Below are 21,395 nucleotides of genomic sequence, written 5' to 3' on the forward strand. Positions count from 1 at the left end.
CTAGAGGAGGGTGTAGACGGAGTCGCTGACCACCGAGGCGCGCGGCGGGCGGGTTCCTTCGAACCAGGTGCGCCAGGCGGCGGGCAGGTTATCCCGGTCGATCACGAAGTCCTCGAGCACCAGGCAGTCGATGGCCGAGCGCAGGAAGCACAGCAGCGCGTCCTGCGGGGTGCACACGATCGGCTCGCCGCGCAGGTTGAACGAGGTGTTCAGGACGATGGGGCAGTCGGTGCGCGCCTCGAACGCCTTGATCAGGCGGTAGAAGCGGCCGTTGTCGGCCGCGGTGACGGTCTGCACCCGTGCCGAGCGGTCCACGTGGGTGATGGCCGGCAGGTCCAGCGGCGAGATCACCTCGCACGTCTCCAGCATGAACGGCGAGGGATGGTCGAGCCGGAAGTGCTCGGCCGCCTTCTCGGCGAGCACGGCGGGCGCGAACGGCCGGAACGCCTCCCGCATCTTGACGGAGGCGTTGATGCGGTCGCGCATGTCGGCGCCGCGCGGGTCGGCGAGGATGGACCGGCCGCCCAGCGCCCGCGGCCCGAACTCCATCCGGCCGTGGTACCAGCCGACGACCTTGCCCTCGGCGAGCCGCCCGGCGACCGCGTCGAGCAGTTCGGGCTCCCGGCCGCGGAAGTCCAGGAAGCCGCGCGGACCGGCCGCCTCCACGGTCCTGGCCACCTCGGCGGCCGGGACGGGCGGGCCGAGCAGCGCCGAACGCATCCGGGCCGGGGCGATCCGGCTGCCGGTGATCCGCTGGTGGGCCACCGCCGCGGCGCCCAGGCTGCCCCCGGCGTCCCCGGCGGCGGGCTGCACGAACACCTCCTTGAACGGCCCCTCCTCGACGACCCGGCGGGTGGCCACCACGTTCAGCGCGACACCGCCGGCCATGCACAGCCGGTCGGAGGGCACCAGGCGCCGGGCGCGGGCGGCCAGCGCGAGCAGGGTCTCCTCGGTGACCAGCTGGAGGCTGCGGGCCAGGTCGCAGTGGATCTGCCCGATCTCCGACTCCGGTTCCCTGGGCGGCACCCGGAGCAGTTCGGTGAGCCGTTCGGTGCCCATGCCGTCGGGGTCGCGGAAGTCGAAGTAGGACAGGTCCAGGGTGAAGGTGCCCTCGTCGGTGATGGTGATCAGTTGCCGCACCCGGTCGGCGAACCGGGGCTCGCCGTAGGGCGCGAGGCCCATGACCTTGTACTCGCCCTCGTTGACCTCGAACCCGAGGTGCCCGGTGATCGTCGAGTACAGCAGGCCCAGGGAGTGCGGGAAGCGGACCTCGTCGACCAGGTCGAGCCGGTCGCCGTCGCCCCGGCCCCAGGTGGTGGTCGCCCACTCGCCGACGGCGTCGACGGTCAGCACGGCCGCGTCGGGGAAACCGGAGTAGTAGTAGGCGCTGGCCGCGTGCGAGAGGTGGTGCTCGACGATCTCCAGCCGGCCGTCGAAACCGAGCACCTCGCGCACGTCCCGGCGCGGCCGGTCCGCGTCGAGGCGGAACAGCGCATCGGGCCGGGTGTCGGGCACCTTCGGCAGCCCCATCCACAGCTGCCGGTCCAGCTTCTTGACCGGGTCCTCGTAGTAGGCCACGCAGTCGACGTCGGCGAGGGTCAGCCCCGCCTCGTCCAGGCAGTGCCGCAGCGCCCGGTGCGGTAGGCCCGGGTCCTGCTTGACGCGGGTGTAGCGCTCCTCGTGCGCCGCGTTGACCAGCTCCCCGCCCACCAGCACGGCGACCGCCGAGTCGTGGAAGTGCGCCGATATCCCGACGACGACCGGCCCGTCCGCGCGGGCGGCCATCACCGGCCCCGCCGCGGCAGGTCGTACTCGTCGAGCAGCAGGTTGAACGTGATGACAGTCATCAGCAGGTCTTTCTCGAAGGGGACGTTGATCCGGAACCCGGGCCGGGAGTACTCCTCGACGAGCCGGGCGACGGCGCCCGGGTCGAAGTAGCCGTCCGCCTTGATCCGTACGGGATCGAGCAGCGACTCGACGAGTTCGTCCTGCTGCCGCAGGAGGTAGGGGCTGCCGGGCGCGGTGAAGCCGAACTTCTCGCGGTCCACGATCGATGCCGGGATCCAGTCCCGCGCGACCTGTTTGAGCAGGTACTTCTCCTCCAGGCCGCGCACCTTCAGATCCGGCGGCACGCTCGCCACGAACTCCACCAGCTCCCGGTCCAGGAACGGGTGCCTGCTCTCCACGGAGTTGGCGAACGCCATCCGGTCGCCGTGGTCGCCCAGCAGATGGTCGGCCAGGCGCACCTTCAGGTCGATGTAGGAACGGCGGTGCAGCGGGTGCAGCCCCGCCAGGCGCTCCCGGTCGAGCAGCGGATGCTCCAGGCAGTCGATGTCCGGGACGTCCTCCAGCAGGCCGTCCGCGTACAGGGCGCGCTTGGTGGCGCGGAAGGCGACGTCGTCGCCCTCGTAGAAGAAGTTCTCGTCGCCCCACACCCGCGCGCGCAGTTCGGCCTCGCGCAGCTCGTCCGGGCCGAAACCGGTCACCTGGCCGCCGCGCACCTGGTCGAAGCGGTAGCCGATGTAGCCGCCGAAGAACTCGTCGGCGCCCTGCCCGGTCAGCACCACCTTGACGCCGTTGTCGTGCACGGTCTCCGACAGCGCCATGGCGGCGGCGTCGAAGGACTCCTTCAGGGGGCACTCGGTGTGCCGGATCACCTGTCTGAGCCGCTCGCTGATCTCGTCGCCGTGGATGAACCGCTCGTGGTGCTCGGTGCGCAGGGCGCGGCTCATCGTGCGCTGGTGGTCGGCCTCGGACAGCTCGCGCTCCGGGAACGCCGCCGAGAACGAGGGGATGTCCGCCTCCGGCATCAGCCGCCGCATGATCGCGCCGACCAGCGAGGAGTCGAGCCCGCCGCTCAGATAGAGGCCCACGCCCACATCGGACAGCAGGCGCTTCTCCACGGACCGGACGAGGAGTTCCTCCAGGCGCTCGGCGTAGTACCGCTCGCTGTGCCGCTCCACGGGCTCGTCGGCGCGCGGGTAGACGAGGTCCCAGTACTTCTCCTCGCGCGGCTGCTCGCCCAGCCGGCACAGCACCGTGGTGCCCGGCGGCACACTGCGCACACCCCGGAACATGGTGCGCGGGCTGACCAGTCCGGGCAGGGTCAGCACCTGGTCCAGGCCCACCGGGTCGACCTCGCGCTCCACCGCCGGGTGCTGGAGGATCGCCTTGATCTCGGAGGCGAAGACGAGGGTGTCGCCGGTGCTGGTGTAGAAGAGCGGGGTGACCCCGAAGTGGTCCCGGGCGCCCAGGAAGAGGCGCTCGCGCCGGTCGTAGAGCACCAGCGCGAACTGCCCGTCCAGCCGGCGGACGAAGTCGCTGCCGTACTCCTCGTACAGATGCGGCACGACCTCGGTGTCGCAACCGGTCTTGAAGACATGGCCCCGCGCCGTCAACTGCCGCCGCAGGTCCCGGTGGTTGTAGATCTCCCCGGTGGTCATGGCGACCACGCGGCCGTCCTCGCTGTACATCGGCTGCTGCCCGCCGGCCGGGTCGTTGATGGCGAGCCGGGCGAAACCGAAGGCGACGTGCTCCTCCACATGGGAGCCGAAGAAATCAGGGCCGCGATGCTGGATCGCGTTCTGCATGGACCTGAGCTCGGGGGCCTCGGCGGGAATCGCCTTCGTGCTGATGAAACCGCATAGTCCGCACATTGAAATAGACCGTTCCCCAGTGTCGAAGACGCGAGTGCACACGGCCGCGCCGACTGTGAAGCGGCATGGATCGGCCCATCGGAACGCACTCGGGGACCAGGGAAACGTAGCACCGACACGGCCCGCGGGCAGGGCCTGTCGAGCACTTCTCCAACGCCGCTCCAGCCGCCGCCCGGCCCTCGGGCCCTGGCGGGAGCGGCGCAAGCGGCCCGATCGGGACGTGCTGAAGGATTGCTGGAGCACACGGCGTACGGCATTGACCGCCCGCCGCGCCCGCACCTTGTATGAGAACTCATGAGCCCGATTCCACAAGCTCCTTCGACGCACCTCCTGGAATTCCGTCCAGTTCGTCAAGAGCGGCGGAAGGCGGTCACTTTCCATGGGTGACCGCTTGTCGGAATCGTCCCCGATAACCATGGAATTCGACGCGGACACCGACGAGGACGGCTCGCTGCGCCTGCTGAGCGGGCTGGCCGCCCGTGCCGCGGCCCGCTGGCCCGGCCGCACCGCCGTCGTCGGTTCCGGACGCGCCGTCACCTTCGCCGCGCTGCGGGACGCCGCCGACGCGGCCGCGCACGCCCTGCGGCGGGCCGGGATCACCCGCGGCGACCGGGTCGTCGTCGCCTGCGAGGACGCGGCGAGCACCCTCGCGCTGCTGCTCGCCACGGCCGCCCTCGGCGCCGTGCACATCCCCGCCGACCCGCATCTGCCCGGCTACGCCGCCGCGCACCTGCTCACCGACGCCGCACCCGCCTGCGTGGTCGCCGACGGGTCGGCGCCGCTCGCGGCCGCCGCCCGCGACCGGCACACACCGGTACGCGATCTGCGCCCCTTCGACCTGCCCGGAGACCCGGGTGGCCCGTCGCGGCCACACCCCGGGCCCGGCGCGCCCATCCCGTCCGACCCGGTGAGCATCCTGTACACCTCCGGGTCCACGGGACGGCCCAAGGGCGTGGTCAGCACCCACGCGGGCGTGCTGTTCTGCGTCCGCGCCATCGCCCGCCGACTGCGCCTGCGGCCCGGCGACGTCATCGGCTGCGTGCTCCCGCTCACCTTCGACTACGGCCTCTACCAGCTCTACCTGGGGCTGTACTCGGGCGCCGCGGTCGCCGTCGGACACGGGGTGGACGCCGGACCGGGCCTGCCGCGCTTCCTGCTGCGGCACGAGGTCACCGTGCTGCCCTCGGTGGCCGGACTCACCTGGTCGCTGTGCCGGCTCGCCGAACGGCAGCGTGAGCGGCCGCCGTTGCGCATGCTCACCAACACCGGCGCGGCCCTCTCGCCCGCGCTGGCGGCCCGGGTGAAGGAGGCGTTCCCCGGGATCGACGTCGTCGCCATGTACGGGCTCACCGAGTGCAAACGCGTCTCCGTGCTGCTCCCCGAGGAGTGGGAGCAGCGGCCCACCTCGGCCGGCCGGCCCCTCGACGACACCGAGGTCCTCGTCCTGTGCCCGCGCACCGGACGCGTGCTGCCGCCGGGCGAGGAGGGCGAACTCGTGGTGCGCGGACCGCACCTGATGCGCGGCTACTGGAACGACCCGGAACTCACCGGGCAGCGGCTGCGCCGCGTCGGACCCGCCCAGGAGACCATGCTGTTCACCGGCGACCGGGGGCGTGTGGACGCCGAGGGCTATGTGTACGTGAGCGGACGCGACGACGACGTCTACAAGGCGAACGGCTTCCGCGTCAGCGCCGCCGAGGTCGCCCTCGCCGCCGAGGACGTACCGGGCGTGGAGAAGGCGCACTGCCTGCCCGCGCGCGCCGAGCGGCCCGCCCGGCTCGCCGTGGTCAGCGGCCGCCCCGCCGAGGACATCCGGCGCGAACTCGCCGAGCGCATCGAATGGTTCAAGGTCCCCGACCACATCCACCCGCTGCCCGCCCTGCCGCTGCGCAGCAACGGCAAGACCGACACCGCGGCGCTGGAGACCCTGCTCACCGGGGGCACGGCATGACCGGATCCGCGCTGCTCGCCGGACTGGCGGAGCGCTACGGCACCCCCCTGTACGTCTACGATCTGGCCGAACTGCGCGCCGCCCACGCCGCGTTGCGCCGGGCGCTGCCCGAAGAGGCCCGGCTCTACTACTCCCTCAAGGCCAACCCGCACCCCGAACTGGTGCGGGAACTGGCCGCGGCGGGCTGCTCCGCCGAGGTCTGCTCCGAGTCCGAGCTGGACGCCGCCCGCACGGCCGGGGTGCCCGCCGCCGACGTGCTGTGCACCGGCCCCGGCAAGACCGCGGCCGAACTGCGGCACGCCCTCACGCACGGTGTGCGCCGCTTCTCCGTCGAGTCACCGGTCGACCTGGCCCGCCTCGGCGCCATCGCCCGCGCCGCCGGGGTCCGGGCCGAGGCGCTGCTGCGGCTCAACCCGGAGACGTACCCGGCGGGCGCGGGCCTGGCCATGGGCGGGGCGCCCACCCAGTTCGGCAGCGACGTCTCCTGGGTCCGCCGCTCGCCCGAGGCGTTCCGTACCGAGGGCGTCGACCTGATCGGCTACCACGTCTACTCGGGCAGCAACGTCCACGAACCCGCCCAGCTCGCCCACTGGTTCACCGCGGCGGCCGACGCCGTGACCGAGGCGCAGCGGGCCCTCCGCCTCGACCTGCGCGCGGTGGACCTGGGCGGCGGCTTCGGCCACCCCTACCTCGTCCCCGGCGGCAGGCCCGACCTCGGCGCCCTGCGCCCGCTCCTCACCCGGCTCCTGAAGGACCGGATCGCCCCGCTCGCCGAGCGTCCCGTGGAACTCGCCTTCGAGTCCGGCCGCTATCTGGCGGGCGCGGCCGGCCGGTTCGTGGTGCGCGTCCAGGACGTGAAGACCAGCAAGGGCCGCCGCGTCGTCGTCGCCGACGGCGGCATCAACGCGCTGGGCGGCATGGCCGGACTGCGCCGCATACCACCGATGGCCGCGGCTGCGGTGACCTTGACCGCGGGTGGCGGGGGGCGGACGGGCGGGGCCGGGTCCATTGGGGGTCCGGAGCGCACCGGCGGAGCCGAGAACTTCCGCAGCACCGAACCCACCGGCGAAGCCCTCCTGACCGGCCCCCTGTGCACCACCCTCGACGTCCTCAACGCCCGGCTCCCGCTGCCCGACGTACGCCCCGGAGATCTGCTGGCGATCCCCAACTGCGGGGCCTACGGGATGACGGCGAGCCTGCTCGGTTTTCTCGGGCGCCGTCCGCCCGCCGAGGTGTTCGTCGACGCGGGCCGGGTCCGCGCCGCCACCGTGCTGCGGCTGAGCCGCCACGACATCCATCCCAGGAGGCATCCATGAGCGCCGCCCGCACCGCCTTCCGCGACGTCCTGCTGACCTACCTCACCTGCGACGCGGCGGGGCTGCGGCCCGAGGAGCGGCTGCGTGCCCTCGGCCTCAACTCGATGCGCGCCGTGGACCTGGTGCTCGACCTGGAGGACCGCTTCGACTTCGCGTTCCCCGACGACCGCTTCACCGACGAGAACTTCGCCACCGAGGCCAGCCTGTGGGCGGCCGTCGAGCCGCTGCTCGGCGCGGGAGCCCGGCCGTGACCCCCGCCGGCCCGGACACCCTGGAGAAGGAACTCGCCGGACTCGCGCGCGACGCCGACGGCGACGGCGACCCGGAGGGCCGCGTCGTCGCCCTGCTGCGCGCCCACCGGCTGCTCGGCCACGCCGTGCCCCGGGAACTGGGCGGCGAGGGCGGCGACCTGACCGCGCTGGCGGCGCTCGCCCACCGGATCGGCGGGGCCAGCCCGGGAGCGGGCGTGCTCTGGGTCATGCACTGCCAGCAGGTCGCCATCCTGCGCGACCACGCCCCCGAGCCGCTGCGCACCCGTGTCCTGCGCCGGGTCGCCGAACGGCAGCTCCTGCTCGGCTCGGTGACCACCGAGCCCCGCAAGGGCGGCCATGTGCTCACCGCGCACGCCGCCGCCCGCGCCGAAGGCGGCACCGTTGCCTTCCGCCGCGCCGCCCCCGTGGTCAGCGGCGGCGCGCACGCCGACGCCTTCCTGCTGTCCCTGCGCCGCACCGAGGACAGCGCCCCGGACGACGTGGTGCTCGTCTACGCCGACCGCGCCCAGAGCGGCGCCACCGTGCTCGGACCGCTGGACCTCATGGGGATGCGGGCCGCCGGGAACGTGGCGATGGAGTTCGACGGCCGCGTCCCGGCCGGCCAGGTCATCGACCCCGAGGGCGGCTTCACCCGGATCACCCTGCGCACCCTCGCCCCGGTCGGCCATCTCGGCTGGGCCGCCTGCTGGACCGGCGCCGCCCGCCGGGCGCTGCGCCAGGTCGTCGCGCTGCTGCGGTCCGGCACCCTCACCCGTACCGACTCCGCCTACCACGCGCTGGCCCGCGCCCGCGCCCGGATCGACGGCGCCGAGGCGCTCGTCCTCGCCGCGCTCGCCGAACACCGCGCCCGGTCGGCGCCGCTGCCCGGCGAGGACCCGGACCGGGCGGGCGCCCGGCTCGACGCGCCCGCCTTCCAGATCCTCGTCAACAACGTCAAGCTGACCGTCTCCGAGGAGACCTGCGCCGCCGTGGACGCCCTGCTCGGCCTGGCCGGGCTCGCCTGGGGCTACCGGCGCGACGCGGGCACCGACCTGGAGCGGCTCTTCCGCGATCTGCGGGCCGCCCCCCTGATGTACGGCAACGACCGGCTGGCCGCCGCCGGCGGCCGGCTCGCGGTGATGGACCGCGCCGCGTGCTCCTTCCCGGACACGGGCCTGGACGCCCTGCTCACCGAGGGCGGCGAGGGCCGGTGAACGGGCGGCGCGCGGCGGACGCGGGGGTCCCTGGGGGGCGTACGGCGGTCCGGGGCGACCTGCTGTCCTGCTACACGGCCGCGGTGGCGGTGCTGGCCGAGGCCCGCGGTCTGTCCCACCGGGCGGTGCTGGGCGGGCAGGTGTTCCTCGGGGTGCGCCGGGACGGCACGCGGTGCGAGGTGGTGCACCAGCACACGCCGCTCACCGGCGACGGCGAGACGTTCGCGCTGCCGCTGGTGCGGCGCGGCGCGGCGGACGCCGAGGAGGCGGGGCGCGCCGTCGAGGCCGCCGCCCGCCGGGACGGCGCCGTCATCGTCACCGGGTCCACCGACCGGCTGCCCTGGCTGGCGGGCGCCGCGCCCGCGCCGCACTGGTTCGCCGTCACCCACCGGGACGGGCGGACGGCCGTCGAGGACGTGTTCACCTGGAGCGACGACCGGGGCGACTTCGGCCCCTGCCGCGCCCCGGCCGACGCGTACGCCCTCGGCCCGCTGGCCGCCGCCCCGCCGCCCCCGGACCCGGCGCACCGCACGCGCGAGCGGCTGGCCCTGGGCGGCACCGGCACCGGCACCGGCGCTGGCACCGACCCGGCCGCCCGGCTCGGCCTGCCCTACCAGTGGCTGGAGCTGTCGGCGGCCGGTGACCCGCCGGGCACGGGCGCCGCCGTGCCGCCCGCCGCCGTGCCGCCCGCCGCCGTGTCGCCCGCCGCCGCGGCGGACGTCCTGCGCCGGATGCTGCACCGCACCGCCGCGCCGCCGGACCCCGGCCCGGGGTGGCTGACCGGCCGGGCCGCGGTGGAGGCGCTCGCGGAGCTGCTGGCGGAGGCCGGCCGCACACCGGAGGTCCTCGCCGTGCAGAGCGACCTGTGGGTGGCGGCGCGCGGGCGCGCGCTGTTCCGGCAGGTGCTCGCCGCCGAGGCCGCCGCCCTGCTGGGCCCGGCGGCGGCCGGACTCGGCGACTGGCTGGAGGAACGGGTGCTGCCGCTGTGGAGCGGCGTGGTCCGCGCCGTCCAGTACAACGCGCTGCGGATCCGGCGCGGCCACGCGCCCCAGCAGGGGATGGCGCGCGAGCTGCGCCGGCTCGGCGCCTTCGAGGACGAGTTGCGCGACCGGCTCAGGGACGTCCTGGCGCCGGTGGCCCCCGCCGGGGGCCGTACGACGAGTGGGAGATGACATCGTGTCGACGAAGAAGCGGGTGTGTGTGATCGCGGCCAGGGAGCCGCTGCTGCGCCGGGCCGCGGCGCTGGACCTGGAGGTCCTGTCGGTGCAGTCGCCGCAGGAGTTCAGAAGCCTGCCGGCCGGACTCGCCGACTCGGTGACCACGCTGGTGCTGGACTACCACGACCGGGACCTGCTGGTGGAGACCGTGGGCGCGCTGCACGCCGCCCGGCCGCTGGACGGCGTCTTCACCGTCTACGAGGAGGCGCTGCTGCCGACCGCCCACCTGGTCGACGCGCTCGGCCTGCCCGGCGCGTCGTACGAGACGGTCAAGCTGCTCACCGACAAGTGGGCGATGCGCGAGCATCTGCGCGAGGCCGGTGTCGGCACCGTCGCGGCGGCCCTCGGCCGGGGCGAGGCCGACCTCGCGGCCTTCGGCGCCGAGCACGGCTACCCGTTCGTCGCCAAGCCGGTGGCCGGTTCGGCGAGCCTCGGGGTCTTCCGGGTGGACGCCGCCGACGAGGTGCCCTCGGTGGCCGGGCGGCTGCGCGAGGTCGGGCTCGACCTGTTCCTGATGGAGGAGTTCCTCGACGGCCACGAGATCAGCGTGGACGGCATCAGCTTCCACGGGCGCTACGTCATGCTGGCCGTCTGCGACAAGATCACCGGAGAGGGCTTCATCGAGTTCGGGCACTCGCTGCCGACCGCGCTGGACGCCGACCGGCTCGGTGCCGTCGAGGAACTCGTCGCCTCCTTCCTGGAGTGCGTCGGGCTCACCGAGGGCCTCTCGCACGTCGAGGTGAAGCTGACCGCCGCCGGACCGAAGATCGTCGAGGGCCACAACCGGCGCGGCGGCGACCGGCTGAACACCATGGCCGACGCCGTGTACGGCGTCGACCTGGAGGAACTGGGCCTGGCCTGGGCGGCGGGCGCCGCCGAGGAGCTGCCCGCCGCGCCGCCGGCCCGCTGCGGCACCGCCGTGCGCTTCTTCACCGCCGAGCGCGGTGTGGTGCGCGAGGTGCTGGGCGCCGACGAGGTCCGCGCCCACCCGCAGGTCCTCGAACTGCACGTCAACTTCCCCGTGGGCCGCAGCGTGCCCCGGCTGCGCTGGTCGCTGGACCGGGCCGGCTATGTCGTGGTCCGGGCGGACACCGCCGCCGAGGCCCTCGCGCTCAGTGAGGACCTCGCCTCGCGGATCCGGCTCGTCGTGGACCCCGCCGACCCGGACCGCGCCGCCGACGACGCCTCGCACCGCGAGCTGGTCGGCGAACTCGACCAGGCCGGGCGCCTGGGCTACCGGACGTCCTGAGCCGCCCCTGCCCCGCACCTGCCCCGCCCTCCCGCCGGCCGCACGAGAGACGACAGCGGAGTGACCATGTACACGAGCACGTCGACCCTGATGGATCTGCTGGACCGGCAGTGCGCCCTCACCCCGGACGCGGTGGCCGTCGTCGCCGACGACGGGACACTGACGTACGGGCAGCTCGCGCGGCGCTCCCGGGCCGTCGCCGCGCGGCTGCGGGCGCTGGGGGCGGGGCCCGACCGGGTGGTCGCCCTGGCCCTGGAGCGGTCGGCCGCCCTGGCCGTGGCGGTGACGGCCGTGATCCGGGCCGGCGCCGCCTATCTGCCGCTGGCGCCGCAGGACCCGCCCGAGCGGCTGCGGCTGCTCCTCGCGGACTCGGCTGCGGTCGCGGTCCTCACCACGCCCGGTACGGCGCCGGGCGCCCGGCCCTGGCCGGTGCCCGCACTCGACCCGGACGCACTCGCCCCGGACACCCCAGGCCCGGACACCGCCGGGCCCGTGGCGCCCACCAGCGGTGACCTGGCGTACGTCATCTACACCTCGGGCTCCACCGGTCTACCCAAGGGCGTGCTGACCGAGCACGGCGCCATCGTCAACCGGCTGGAGTGGATGCAGCGGACGCTGCCGATCGGGCCGGGCGACACCGTGCTCCAGAAGACGCCGTACACCTTCGACGTGTCGGTGTGGGAGCTGTTCTGGCCGCTGATCACCGGCGCCCGGCTGGTGTTCGCCCGGCCGGGCGGCCACCGTGACCCGCGCCATCTGCTGGAGACCGTCCGACGGCACCGGGTGACCGTGACGCACTTCGTGCCGAGCATGCTGGAGGAGTTCCTGAAGGAGCTGCCGCACCCCGGGGCCGCGTCGCTGCGGCGCGTCCTGGTCAGCGGCGAAGAGCTGAGACCACGCCTGCGGGACCGTTTCTTCGAGGTGCTGCCCACCGCCGAACTGCACAACCTCTACGGCCCCACCGAGGCCGCCGTCGACGTCACGCACTGGCAGTGTGCCCCCGGCCGGGACCCGGACCGGGTGCCCATCGGACGGGCCATCGACGGCGCCCGGCTGCATGTCCTGGACCCGGAGCTGCGGCCCGTGCCCCAGGGGGAGACCGGTGAACTGTGCATCGGCGGGCCGGTCATCGCCCGCGGCTACCTCAACCGGCCCGAGGAACAGCGCGCCCGCTTCGTCCCGGACCCCTACGCCGACGAGCCCGGCGCCCGCCTCTACCGCACCGGGGACCTCGCCTCCCTGCGCCCCGACGGCGTCATCGACTACCACGGCCGGATCGACCACCAGGTCAAACTGGGCGGCGTCCGCATCGAGGCGGGCGAGGTCGAAGCCGCCCTGGAGGCGCTCGACGAGGTCGACCAGGCCGTGGTCGGCCTGCGCACCTGGCCCACCGGACGGCCCGTCCTCGTCGGCTGGGTGACCGGCTCCCTGGGCCCCGCGGGCACGGCCGGCCTCGCGGAACAGCTGCGGCGCACCCTGCCCGCCGCCTTCGTCCCCGGCGCGCTCATCCCGCTGGAGCGGCTGCCGCTGAGCCGGCACGGCAAGGTCGACCGCGCCGGACTGCCCTGGCCGCCACCGGGGGAGAGCACCGGCACGGCCGCCGGACCCGACACCTCCTGGCCCGCCGGGGAACCGGAGCCCGGCACCACCGCCGCCCGGGTGCACCGGATCTGGCGCGAGATGGTCCCGCGCCCCGGCCCCCACTTCTACGTCTCCGGCGGGGACTCGCTGCTCGCCGGGCAGCTCGTGGCCGCCGTCTGCCGCGCGTTCGACATCGACCTGTACACGGCCGAGTTCCTCCAGACCCCGCACCTGGAGGGCCTGGTGCAACTGGTCGACAAGGCGCTCGCCTCCGGCGGCCGGGAGAGCGCGCGGGTGCCCGCCGTGCCCCGCACCGGCCGGCTGCCGCTGTCCTCGGCGCAGCGCCGCATGTGGCTGCTGCACCGCTCCGACCCGGCGGACGTGGCGATGAACATCCACGGCGGGCTGCGGCTCACCGGGGCGATCGACCCGGCGGGCGCCGCCCGGGTGCTGACCGGGCTGACCCGCCGCCACGAGGTGCTGCGCACCGCGTTCCCCGACTTCGACGGCCACCCGGTCCCGGTGATCGCCGACGCCGTCCCGGTCGAGGTGCCCGGCGAGGAGCACCGGGGACTGGACGCCGCGCGGCGGGAGCGGGCCGTGCGCGACGCCTGCGCCGCGATCGGCGCCGCGCCGTTCGACCTCGCCCGGGGGCCGCTGCTGCGCGCCCGGCTGCTGACCTTCGCCGACGACGACCACTTCCTCGCCCTCGGCCTGCACCACATCGTCACCGACGGCTGGTCCTGGTCGGTGCTCGCCCGCGACGTCGCCCGGCTGTGGGCCGAGGACGGCGCGAGCCTGCCCCGGCTCGCGGTGCAGTACCAGGACCACGCGGCCTGGGAGGCGGCTCAGCCCGAACGCGAGGAGGACGTGGCGTACTGGACCGAGGTGCTGCGCGACCCGCCCCCGCCCCCGCGCCCGGCCGGCACCCCCGGGCGCCCCCCGGAGCTGAGCATCGCCGCCGGGGTCACCGACGTGGTGTGGCCGGACGGCTTCGCCGCGCGCCTCGAAGCGTTCTGCGCCCGGCACGAGGTCACCGTCTTCACCGTGCTGCTCGCCGGGTACGCGCTGCTGCTGGGCCGCCTCGCCCAGCAGGAGGACGTCATCGTCGCCGCCCCGGTCGCCAACCGGACCGGCGTGGACGTCGAACCCCTCGTCGGCTGCTTCATCAACACCCTGCCGCTGCGCCTGGAACTGGACGAGGACCAGACGTTCGCCGAACTGCTCGCGCGGGCCCGGGAGACCGCGACCGCCGCGCAGGCCCACGGACGGCTGCCCATCGAACGGATGCCGCTGGCCGACGCCGACCGCGGCCCCGGCCGCTCCCCGCTGCTCCAGGCCCTCCTCGTCGTCCAGAACACACCCCCCTGGCGGGCGGAGCACCGCGGCCACCGCGTCGAGGTCGTCGAGCAGCCCAGCCCGCGCACCCACTACCTGCTGAAACTGGAGGTCCTCGGCACCGGCGCCCCGCTGCCGGCCCGGCTGGTGTACGCCGCCGACGCGTTCGGCGCCGCCGAGGCCGCCACCCTCGCCGCCCAGCTGGCCACCCTGCTCGACCAGGCTCTGAGGGACCCGGACGGATACGTCTACGACTTCTCACTCCTCGACTCCCCGCGGCGCTGAGCCCGCGCTCCCCGCCGCACCCGACCCGGAGGAACTTGCCGTCATGACCCCGCACAGCAGCCAGGCGGGCCTGCTCACCGCCCCCGCACCGGCCCTGCCGACCACGGCGCAGGCGGCGGCCCCCCTCACGCCGACCCTGCCCGTACCGCTGACCGCGCGGGTGGAACGCCTCGCCGCCGAGGCACCCGACCGCCCCGCGGTGCGCCGCGCCGGACGCGCGTGGACCTACCGCGAGCTGGCCGACCGCGCCCACCGCATCGCCTCCGGCCTGGCCGCGGCGGGCGTCGCGCCCGGCGAGACCGTCGCGGTGCACGGCGGGCGCACCTTCGAGACGGTGGCCGCGCTCCTCGGCGTGCTGCGCGCCCGCGCCGTCCTGCTGCTCCTGGACCCGGCGCAGGCACCCGACCGCACCCGGCTCCTGCTGGCGGAGTCCGGCGCCTGCCGCGTGATCGCCACCGGCGACGCACCCGAGGGCCTGGACCGGCCGGTGCTGCGCGACACCGAGCTGGCCGCGACCGGGCCCGCCGCGCTCGCCGAGGTGGACGCCCGCGACCCGGCGTACGTCATCTTCACCTCCGGGACCACCGGCCGCCCCAAGGGAGTCCTCGGCTGGCACGGCGCGCTCGCCCACTACGTCGAGTGGGAGCAGACCCGGTACGGCTTCGGGCCGCACGACCGCGTCGCGCAGATCGCCTCGTTCTCCTTCGACGCCGTACTGCGCGACGTGTTCCTCGCGCTGGGCTGCGGCGCCACGCTCAGCCTGCCGCCCACGGACCGCCCCTTCGAGGACCCCGAGGGACTGCTCGCCTGGTTCGACGAGGAGGCCGTCACCGTCGTCCACACCGTGCCCAGCGTGCTCGCCTCCTGGCTGCACGCCGCCCCCGGCACCGGCGGCCCCTCGCTGCGCGCCGTCCGCCTGCTGGGCCTGGCCGGGGAACCGCTCACCGGCGCCCTGGTACGCCGCTGGCGCACCCGCTTCCCCGGCTTCACCGGGGTGGTCCTCAACCTCTACGGCACCACCGAGGGCACCATCCTCCAGTCCTGCCACGAGGTCCCCGAGGACCCCGGCGACACCGTCCTGCCCGTCGGCACGCCCATCGCCGACACCCAGCTGCTGGTGCTCAACCGGCGCGGCGCGCTGTGCGGCGCGGGCGAGCCCGGCGAGGTCGTCGTCCGCTCGCCGTTCCTGGCCCGCGGCTACCTGGACGCGCCCGCCGGATCCGGCTTCGCCGCCAACCCGTTCCGCGACGACCCGGCCGACCGCGTCTACCGCACCGGGGACGTGGGCCGCTTCACCGCCGACGGCACCCTGCACCTGGCCGGGCGCCTCGACGACCAGGTCAAACTGCGCGGCGTGCGGGTGCAGCCCGCGGAGGTGGCCGCCGCGCTCGCCGCGCACCCGGCGGTGCGCCAGGCCGCCGCCGTCGCCCGCACCGCCCCGGACGGCCGCCCCGAACTCGTCGGCTACGTCGTCCTCGGCCCCGACGCCCCCGCCGGCTGGCGGCAGGACCTGCGCGACCTGGTCGCCGCCCGTGTCTCCACCGCCGCCGTCCCCGCCCATCTGCTGCCCCTCAAGGCCCTGCCGCTGTCCGGGAACGGCAAGCTGGACCGCGCCCGGCTGCCCGAGCCGCCCGCCGCCGACGAACAGCCCGCCGGGACCGAGGAGCCGGTGACCGACCCGCTGGAGCGGAAGGTCGCCGCCGTCTGGGCCGGTGTCCTCGGCCTCGCGGTCGCCGCCGTACCGCGCGAGCGGCACTTCTTCGAACTGGGCGGCGACTCCCTGACGATGGTCCGCGTGCTGTCCCGGCTGCGCCGCGACACCGGCGCCGACGTGGGCATGCAGGACTTCTTCCGGCACCCCACCGTCGCCGCTCTCGCCGCCGCGGCCCGCGAGCACGGCGCCGGGACCGCGGGCGGCGGCGACACGATCACCCGCCGCACCCGCACCGGACCGCTGCCGCTGTCGCAGGAGCAGGAGGGCCTGTGGTTCGTCCACCAGGTCGCCCCCGACAGCCACGCCTACCACATGTCCGGCGCCTTCGAAGTCGCCCCGGGCACCCGGCCCGTGGACGTCGAGCGCGCGCTGAGCGATCTGCTGCGCCGCCACGAGGCGCTGCGCACCGTCTTCCGGACCGGCGGGAGCGGCGACGGCCGGCCCGTGCAGATCGTCCTCGACACCAGCGCGCCCGACCTGGCCGAACTGCCCGCGGCCGCGGACCGCGCCGCCGCCCTGGACGCCCTCGCCACCGCCGCCGCCCGGCCCTTCGACCTGTCCCGGGGGCCGCTGCTGCGGGCCCGTCTGATCGCCGAACCGCGCGGCCTGCTGCTCGGCCTGACCGTGCACCACATCGTCTGCGACGGCTGGTCGTGGGAGGTGATGGCGGCCGAGCTGAACGCGTCCCTGGCCGGGCACGCCGAGCCCGCCGCACCCCTCCCGCCGGGCTACGGCGACTACGCGCTGTGGCAGCGGGAGCGCACCGACGAGACCCGGCTGGCCGAGCACCTGGCCTTCTGGACCGAGCGGCTGGCCGACGCCCCCCAGCTCGACCTGCCGCTGAGCAGGCCCCGCCCGGCCCGCCTCACCCACCACGGCAAGGTGCGGCGCTTCACCCTCGACCTGCCGCTCGCCGCCGAACTCGACCGGTTCTGCCAGGCCCACGGCTTCACCCGCTACACGGCCCTGCTGACCGCCTTCGGACTGCTGCTGTCCCGCTCCGCCCACCAGGACGAGGTCGTCGTCGGCGTCGACAGCGCGGGCCGCGACCACGCCGAACTGGAGCAGACCGTCGGCTTCTTCGTCCGCACCCACGCCGTGCGCATGGGCTTCGCCGACGCGCCCGGCTTCCTGGACGCGGTGCAGCGCGTGCACGACACCTTCCTGGAGGCGTACCCGCACCAGGACGTGCCCTTCTCCCGGATCGTGGAGAGCCTGAACCCGGAACGCGACCCGAGCCGCACCCCGCTGTTCCAGGTGCTGTTCCGCATGCCGCCGAGCGGGGTGCGCACCGAACCGGCCACCGCGCTGCGCCCGGTGGACCTGGAGGGCACCTTCGTGACCTCCAAGTTCGACCTGACCCTGATGGTGCGCGCCGACGAGAGCGGCCTGGTCTGCGAACTGGAGTACAACACCGACCTGTTCGACGACGAGGTCGCCGAGGCGCTGGGCGCCCGCTACCGCGCCCTGCTCGCCGCGGCCGTCCGCGCACCCCGCACCCCCGAGCCGGCCCTGCTCCCGGCGGACGGCCCGGACGGGCAGGACAGCAAAGACGGGCGGGGCGGTCAGAACGGCCGGGACGGCATCCCGTCCGACGCCGGGAGCGAGGCGGTCGGGGCGGGTACCCCGCCCTCCGCCCACGCCGCGTTCACCGAGACCGCCCGGCGCACGCCCGGAGCGGCGGCCGTCCGCGAGGACGGGCGGACCTGGACGTACGCCGAACTCGCCGACGCCGTACGGGCGCTGGACGCCGCGCTGCCCGAGCGCGCCGTCGTCGCCGTGCTCGGCGGACGCGACCTCGCCTCCGTGGCGGCGCTCGTCGCCGCCACCGACCGGGGCCGTGTCGCCGTCCCCGTCGACTCCTCGCTGCCCCCGGTGCGCCGCCGCGAGATGCTGGCCCGCGCGGGCGTCCAGCTCGCCGTCGTCGTCGGCGCACCGGACACCGAACTGCCCGTGCCCGCCCTGCACATCGGGCCCGACGCCCGCCCCACCGCGACCCCGCCCGACCTGTCCGCCCTCCCGGCGAGCCGGGTCCCCGACGGCGCCGCGTACGTCTTCTTCACCTCCGGCACCACCGGCGAGCCCAAACCGGTCCTCGGACTGCGGCGCTCGCTGGACCACTTCGTCGACTGGGAGCGCCGCCGGTTCGACGTCGGCGCCCACGACCGGGTCGCCCAGCTCACCTCGTACTCCTTCGACGCGGTGCTGCGCGACGTGTTCCTGCCGCTGTCCTGCGGCGGCACCGTCGTGCTGCCCGCGCCCGCCGTCCGCGACGACGCGCTGCGCCTGCTCCAGTGGCTGGAGAACGAGCGGATCACCGTCCTGCACACCACGCCCAGCGTGCTGGGCTCGCTGCTCGCCGTCGCCGCGGACGCCGACGGGACCACCCTCGGCGCGCTGCGCCTGGTCTGCCTGGCCGGCGAGCCGCTGACCGACGCCACGGTGAGCGGACTGCGCCGCCGCTTCCCCGGCTGCCCGGCCAGGGTCGTCAACTTCTACGGGCCGACCGAGACCACCATGATCAAGAGCTGGTTCGAGGTGCCCGAACCGCCGCTGCCCGGGGTGCAGCCGGTCGGCCGGCCGCTGCCCGGCACCCGGATCCGGCTGCTCGGCCGCGGCGGACGCCCCTGCGCGCCCGGCGAGCGCGGCGAGATCGTCATCGACACCGGCCACGGCACCCTCGGCTATCTCGCCCCGCCGCGCGCGCCGGGACACCTCGACGTCCTGCCCGGCATCCACGGCGTCCCCTACCGGACCGGCGACATCGGCGTACGGCGGCCCGACGGGACGCTCGTCGCCCAGGGGCGGCGCGACGGACTGCTCAAGATCCGCGGCGTGCGCGTGCACCCCGCCGAGATCGCGGCGGCCGCCCTGACCCACCCCGACGTCGCCGCCTGCCACATCGAGGCCGTCACCCAGGACGGCGGCACCCGGCTCATCGCCTTCCACAGCCCGCGCGAGGGCGCCGCCGTCAGCGCCGAGGCGCTGCGCCGCCACCTGGCCGAGCGGCTGCCCGCACCGGTGGTCCCCGGACTGCTGTTCACCGTGCCCGCGCTGCCGCTGCTGCCCAACGGCAAGGTGGACCGGCGGGCCCTGCTCGACCGGTCCCGGCCCACCGCCGCCGACCGGCCCGCCCCGCCCACCACCCCCACCGAACAGGCCCTCGCCCGGATCTGGGGCGAACTGCTGCACAAGGACGGACTCGGCGTCCACGACGACTTCTTCGAGACCGGCGGCCACTCCCTGCTCGCCACCGTCATGATCACCCGGGTGCGCAAGCAGCTCGGCGCCCAGCTCACCCTGCGCCAGGTCCTGGAGATGCCTCGGATCGCCGAACTCGCCCGCGCCGTCGACAGCGCCCGCGAGACGGCCGAGCCGGAGGACGAGGGCCAGCTCGTGCGGCTCTCCCGCGGCCGGGACGGCGGGCGCCCGCTGTTCTGCGTGCACGGCATCGGCGGAGACGTCCTGCCCTTCCGCGCGCTCGCCGGGGAACTCGGCGACGACGGACCCGTCCTGGCCTTCCGCGCCCAGGGCACCGCACCCGGCGAGCGGCCCCGCGACGACATCCGCCAGCTCGCCGCCGCCTACCTCTACGAGATGCGCAAGGTCCAGCCCGAGGGCCCCTACCGGATCGCCGGCTGGTCGCTGGGCGGACTCGTCGCCCACGAGATGGCCCGCCAGCTCTCCTTCGACGGCGAACGCGCCGCACTGCTGCTGCTGGTCGACACCTACGCGCCCGGCACCCGCGCCTACGACGGCTTCGACGGCGACGCCGCCGCCCGCGCCCGCTCCTTCACCGCCGAACTCGCCGGCACCGGCTTCCCCGGCGACATCCCCGACCCCGGATCCCTGGTCTCGCCCGACGGCACGGCGGACGGTCCCGACGACGAGCTGCGGCGCCGCTTCGCCGTCTACCTGGCCCACTCCCGGGCCGCCGCCCGCTACCGCCCCGGTGCCCGGCGGCTCGACGCCGACCGGATCCTGCTGGTGCGGGCCACCGGACAGGAACGCCCCGAGGGCACCTCGCCCGCGCTCGGCTGGGAACGGTTCACCGGCGGCACCGGACCGGAGGTCCTGCCCGTCGACGCCGACCACTACTCCGTGCTGCGGCGGCCCGCCGTCACCTCCCTCGCCCGGAGTCTGCGGGAGGCCGGCACGCAGAACTGACGGCACCCCCGCCCCCACCGCCGCCGCACCCACGGAGGTAACGCATGACGGCCCCCGCCCCCGCCCTCACCCCCACCGCACCCGTGACGCCGTACGTCTACCGGCGGCGCGCCCTGGAGGAGCCCGACTGGACCCGCTTCCCCGGCTGGCGCACCGTCACCGCGGCCGAGTGGCGCTCCGCCCAGTGGCAGCGCAGCCACTGCGTCAAGAGCGTCCGGGACCTGCGCGCGCTCCTCGGCGACCTGCTCGACACCTGCGTCTACGACGACCTCCAGGCCGACCAGGACAAGCAGGCCACCATGTCCCTGCTGATCCCGCCGCAGATGCTCAACACCCTGATGCCGCACGCCCGTCCGGCCGGACCGGGCTCCCTGAGCGAGGCGTTCCGCACCGATCCGGTCCGCCGCTACATGCTGCCCCTGGCCTCCGACCGGCACCCCGACCGGCCCTCCCACCCGATGGCCGCCCGCGACTCGCTGCACGAGTCCGAGATGTGGGCGGTGGAGGGACTCACCCACCGCTACCCCAACAAGGTCCTGGCCGAACTGGTCTCCACCTGCCCCCAGTACTGCGGGCACTGCACCCGCATGGACCTGGTCGGCAACTCCACGCCCACCGTCGCCAAGACCCGCTTCACGCTGCGCCCCGCCGACCGCACCGAGGCCATGCTCGCCCATCTGCGCGCCTCCCCGGGCATCCGGGACGTCGTGGTCTCCGGCGGCGACGTCGCCAACGTGCCCTGGCCGCGCCTGGAGGCGTTCGTCGACCGGCTCCTGGACCTCGACCACATCCGCGACATCCGCCTCGCCTCCAAGGCCCTGGTCGGGCTGCCCCAGCACTGGCTCGCCCCGGACGTCCTCGACGGCCTGCACCGGCTCGCCGCGCGCGCCGCCCGCCAGGACGTCTCCCTCGCCCTGCACACCCACGCCGACGCGGCCCAGTCCGTGACCCCGCTCGTCGCCGAGGCCGCCCGCGCCGTCCTGGCCGCCGGGCTGCGCGACGTACGCAACCAGGGCGTGCTGCTCGCCGGGGTCAACGACAGCGCCGAGGCGCTGCTCGACCTGTGCTTCGCCCTGCTCGACGGCGCCGGTGTGATGCCGTACTACTTCTACCTCTGCGACATGATCCCGCAGAGCGAGCACTGGCGGCTGCCGCTCGGCCGCGCCCAGGAACTCCAGAGCGAACTGATGGGCCACCTGCCGGGCTTCGCCACGCCGCGCCTGGTCTGCGACGTGCCCTACCTCGGCAAACGCTGGGTCCACCAGGCCGCCGCGTACGACCGTGTCACCGGGATCTCCCGCTGGGAGCCCAGCACCACCGGCGCCCGCTTCACCGACACCGGCGACAGAGGCGACACGGGCGAATTCCTCTACTACGACCCGCTGCACACCCTGCCGCCCGAAGGCCGCCGCTGGTGGGACCGGCACACCGCCTGAGACCCCCGACCGCCCCCGCT

The 21,395-nt window shown here is 75.2% G+C and carries 11 protein-coding genes; 9 read left to right on the top strand and 2 right to left on the bottom strand.

Annotated elements, in window-relative coordinates; translation table 11 throughout:
• Together B086_RS0114965 and asnB are read right to left on the bottom strand one after the other, a co-directional pair.
• Window positions 1–1,785 carry a carbamoyltransferase gene (locus B086_RS0114965; protein WP_018567228.1) on the bottom strand — a complete coding sequence of 595 codons (1,785 nt, stop codon included), beginning with the start codon at window positions 1,783–1,785 and terminating at the stop codon, window positions 1–3.
• A complete protein-coding gene (gene asnB / locus B086_RS0114970; RefSeq protein WP_078509866.1) occupies window positions 1,785–4,073 on the bottom strand; it encodes an asparagine synthase (glutamine-hydrolyzing) in 2,289 nt (762 codons plus the stop codon). The genes B086_RS0114965 and asnB overlap by 1 nt, the downstream gene beginning before the upstream one ends.
• Here asnB and B086_RS0114975 point away from each other — a divergent pair.
• The 9 genes from B086_RS0114975 (at window position 4,072) to B086_RS0115015 (ending at window position 21,375) form a co-directional block, all read left to right on the top strand.
• A complete protein-coding gene (locus tag B086_RS0114975; RefSeq protein WP_018567230.1) occupies window positions 4,072–5,607 on the top strand; it encodes a class I adenylate-forming enzyme family protein in 1,536 nt (511 codons plus the stop codon). The two genes, asnB and B086_RS0114975, sit on opposite strands and share 2 nt — an antisense overlap.
• Entirely contained in the window at window positions 5,604–6,923 is a 1,320-nt protein-coding gene (locus B086_RS0114980; protein ID WP_018567231.1) for a hypothetical protein, read from the top strand. The genes B086_RS0114975 and B086_RS0114980 overlap by 4 nt, the downstream gene beginning before the upstream one ends.
• Window positions 6,920–7,174, top strand: a complete 255-nt coding sequence (locus tag B086_RS0114985) for a phosphopantetheine-binding protein (protein ID WP_018567232.1) — start codon at window positions 6,920–6,922, stop codon at window positions 7,172–7,174. The genes B086_RS0114980 and B086_RS0114985 overlap by 4 nt, the downstream gene beginning before the upstream one ends.
• On the top strand, window positions 7,171–8,388 hold the full coding sequence (locus B086_RS40040) for an acyl-CoA dehydrogenase family protein (RefSeq protein WP_018567233.1): 1,218 nt from the start codon (window positions 7,171–7,173) through the stop codon (window positions 8,386–8,388). Before B086_RS0114985 ends, B086_RS40040 begins: the two co-directional genes overlap by 4 nt.
• Window positions 8,385–9,560, top strand: coding sequence for a hypothetical protein (locus tag B086_RS0114995; RefSeq protein ID WP_026252444.1), 1,176 nt, complete (start codon window positions 8,385–8,387; stop codon window positions 9,558–9,560). Before B086_RS40040 ends, B086_RS0114995 begins: the two co-directional genes overlap by 4 nt.
• 4 nt (window positions 9,561–9,564) lie before the next feature.
• The gene (locus B086_RS40045; RefSeq protein ID WP_158690391.1) at window positions 9,565–10,854 is read left to right on the top strand and encodes an ATP-grasp domain-containing protein; all 1,290 of its coding nucleotides are present in this window, start codon (window positions 9,565–9,567) and stop codon (window positions 10,852–10,854) included.
• A 66-nt stretch (window positions 10,855–10,920) separates the two neighbouring features.
• The gene (locus B086_RS0115005; protein ID WP_018567235.1) at window positions 10,921–14,058 is read left to right on the top strand and encodes a non-ribosomal peptide synthetase; all 3,138 of its coding nucleotides are present in this window, start codon (window positions 10,921–10,923) and stop codon (window positions 14,056–14,058) included.
• A gap of 43 nt (window positions 14,059–14,101) precedes the next feature.
• Window positions 14,102–19,939 carry a non-ribosomal peptide synthetase gene (locus tag B086_RS0115010; RefSeq protein WP_018567236.1) on the top strand — a complete coding sequence of 1,946 codons (5,838 nt, stop codon included), beginning with the start codon at window positions 14,102–14,104 and terminating at the stop codon, window positions 19,937–19,939.
• Between the two features lie 44 nt (window positions 19,940–19,983).
• Entirely contained in the window at window positions 19,984–21,375 is a 1,392-nt protein-coding gene (locus B086_RS0115015) for a KamA family radical SAM protein (protein ID WP_018567237.1), read from the top strand.
• Window positions 21,376–21,395: the final 20 nt, after the last annotated feature.

This window comes from Streptomyces sp. PsTaAH-124 (genome assembly GCF_000373685.1).
GTDB classification, from domain to species: domain Bacteria; phylum Actinomycetota; class Actinomycetes; order Streptomycetales; family Streptomycetaceae; genus Streptomyces; species Streptomyces andamanensis.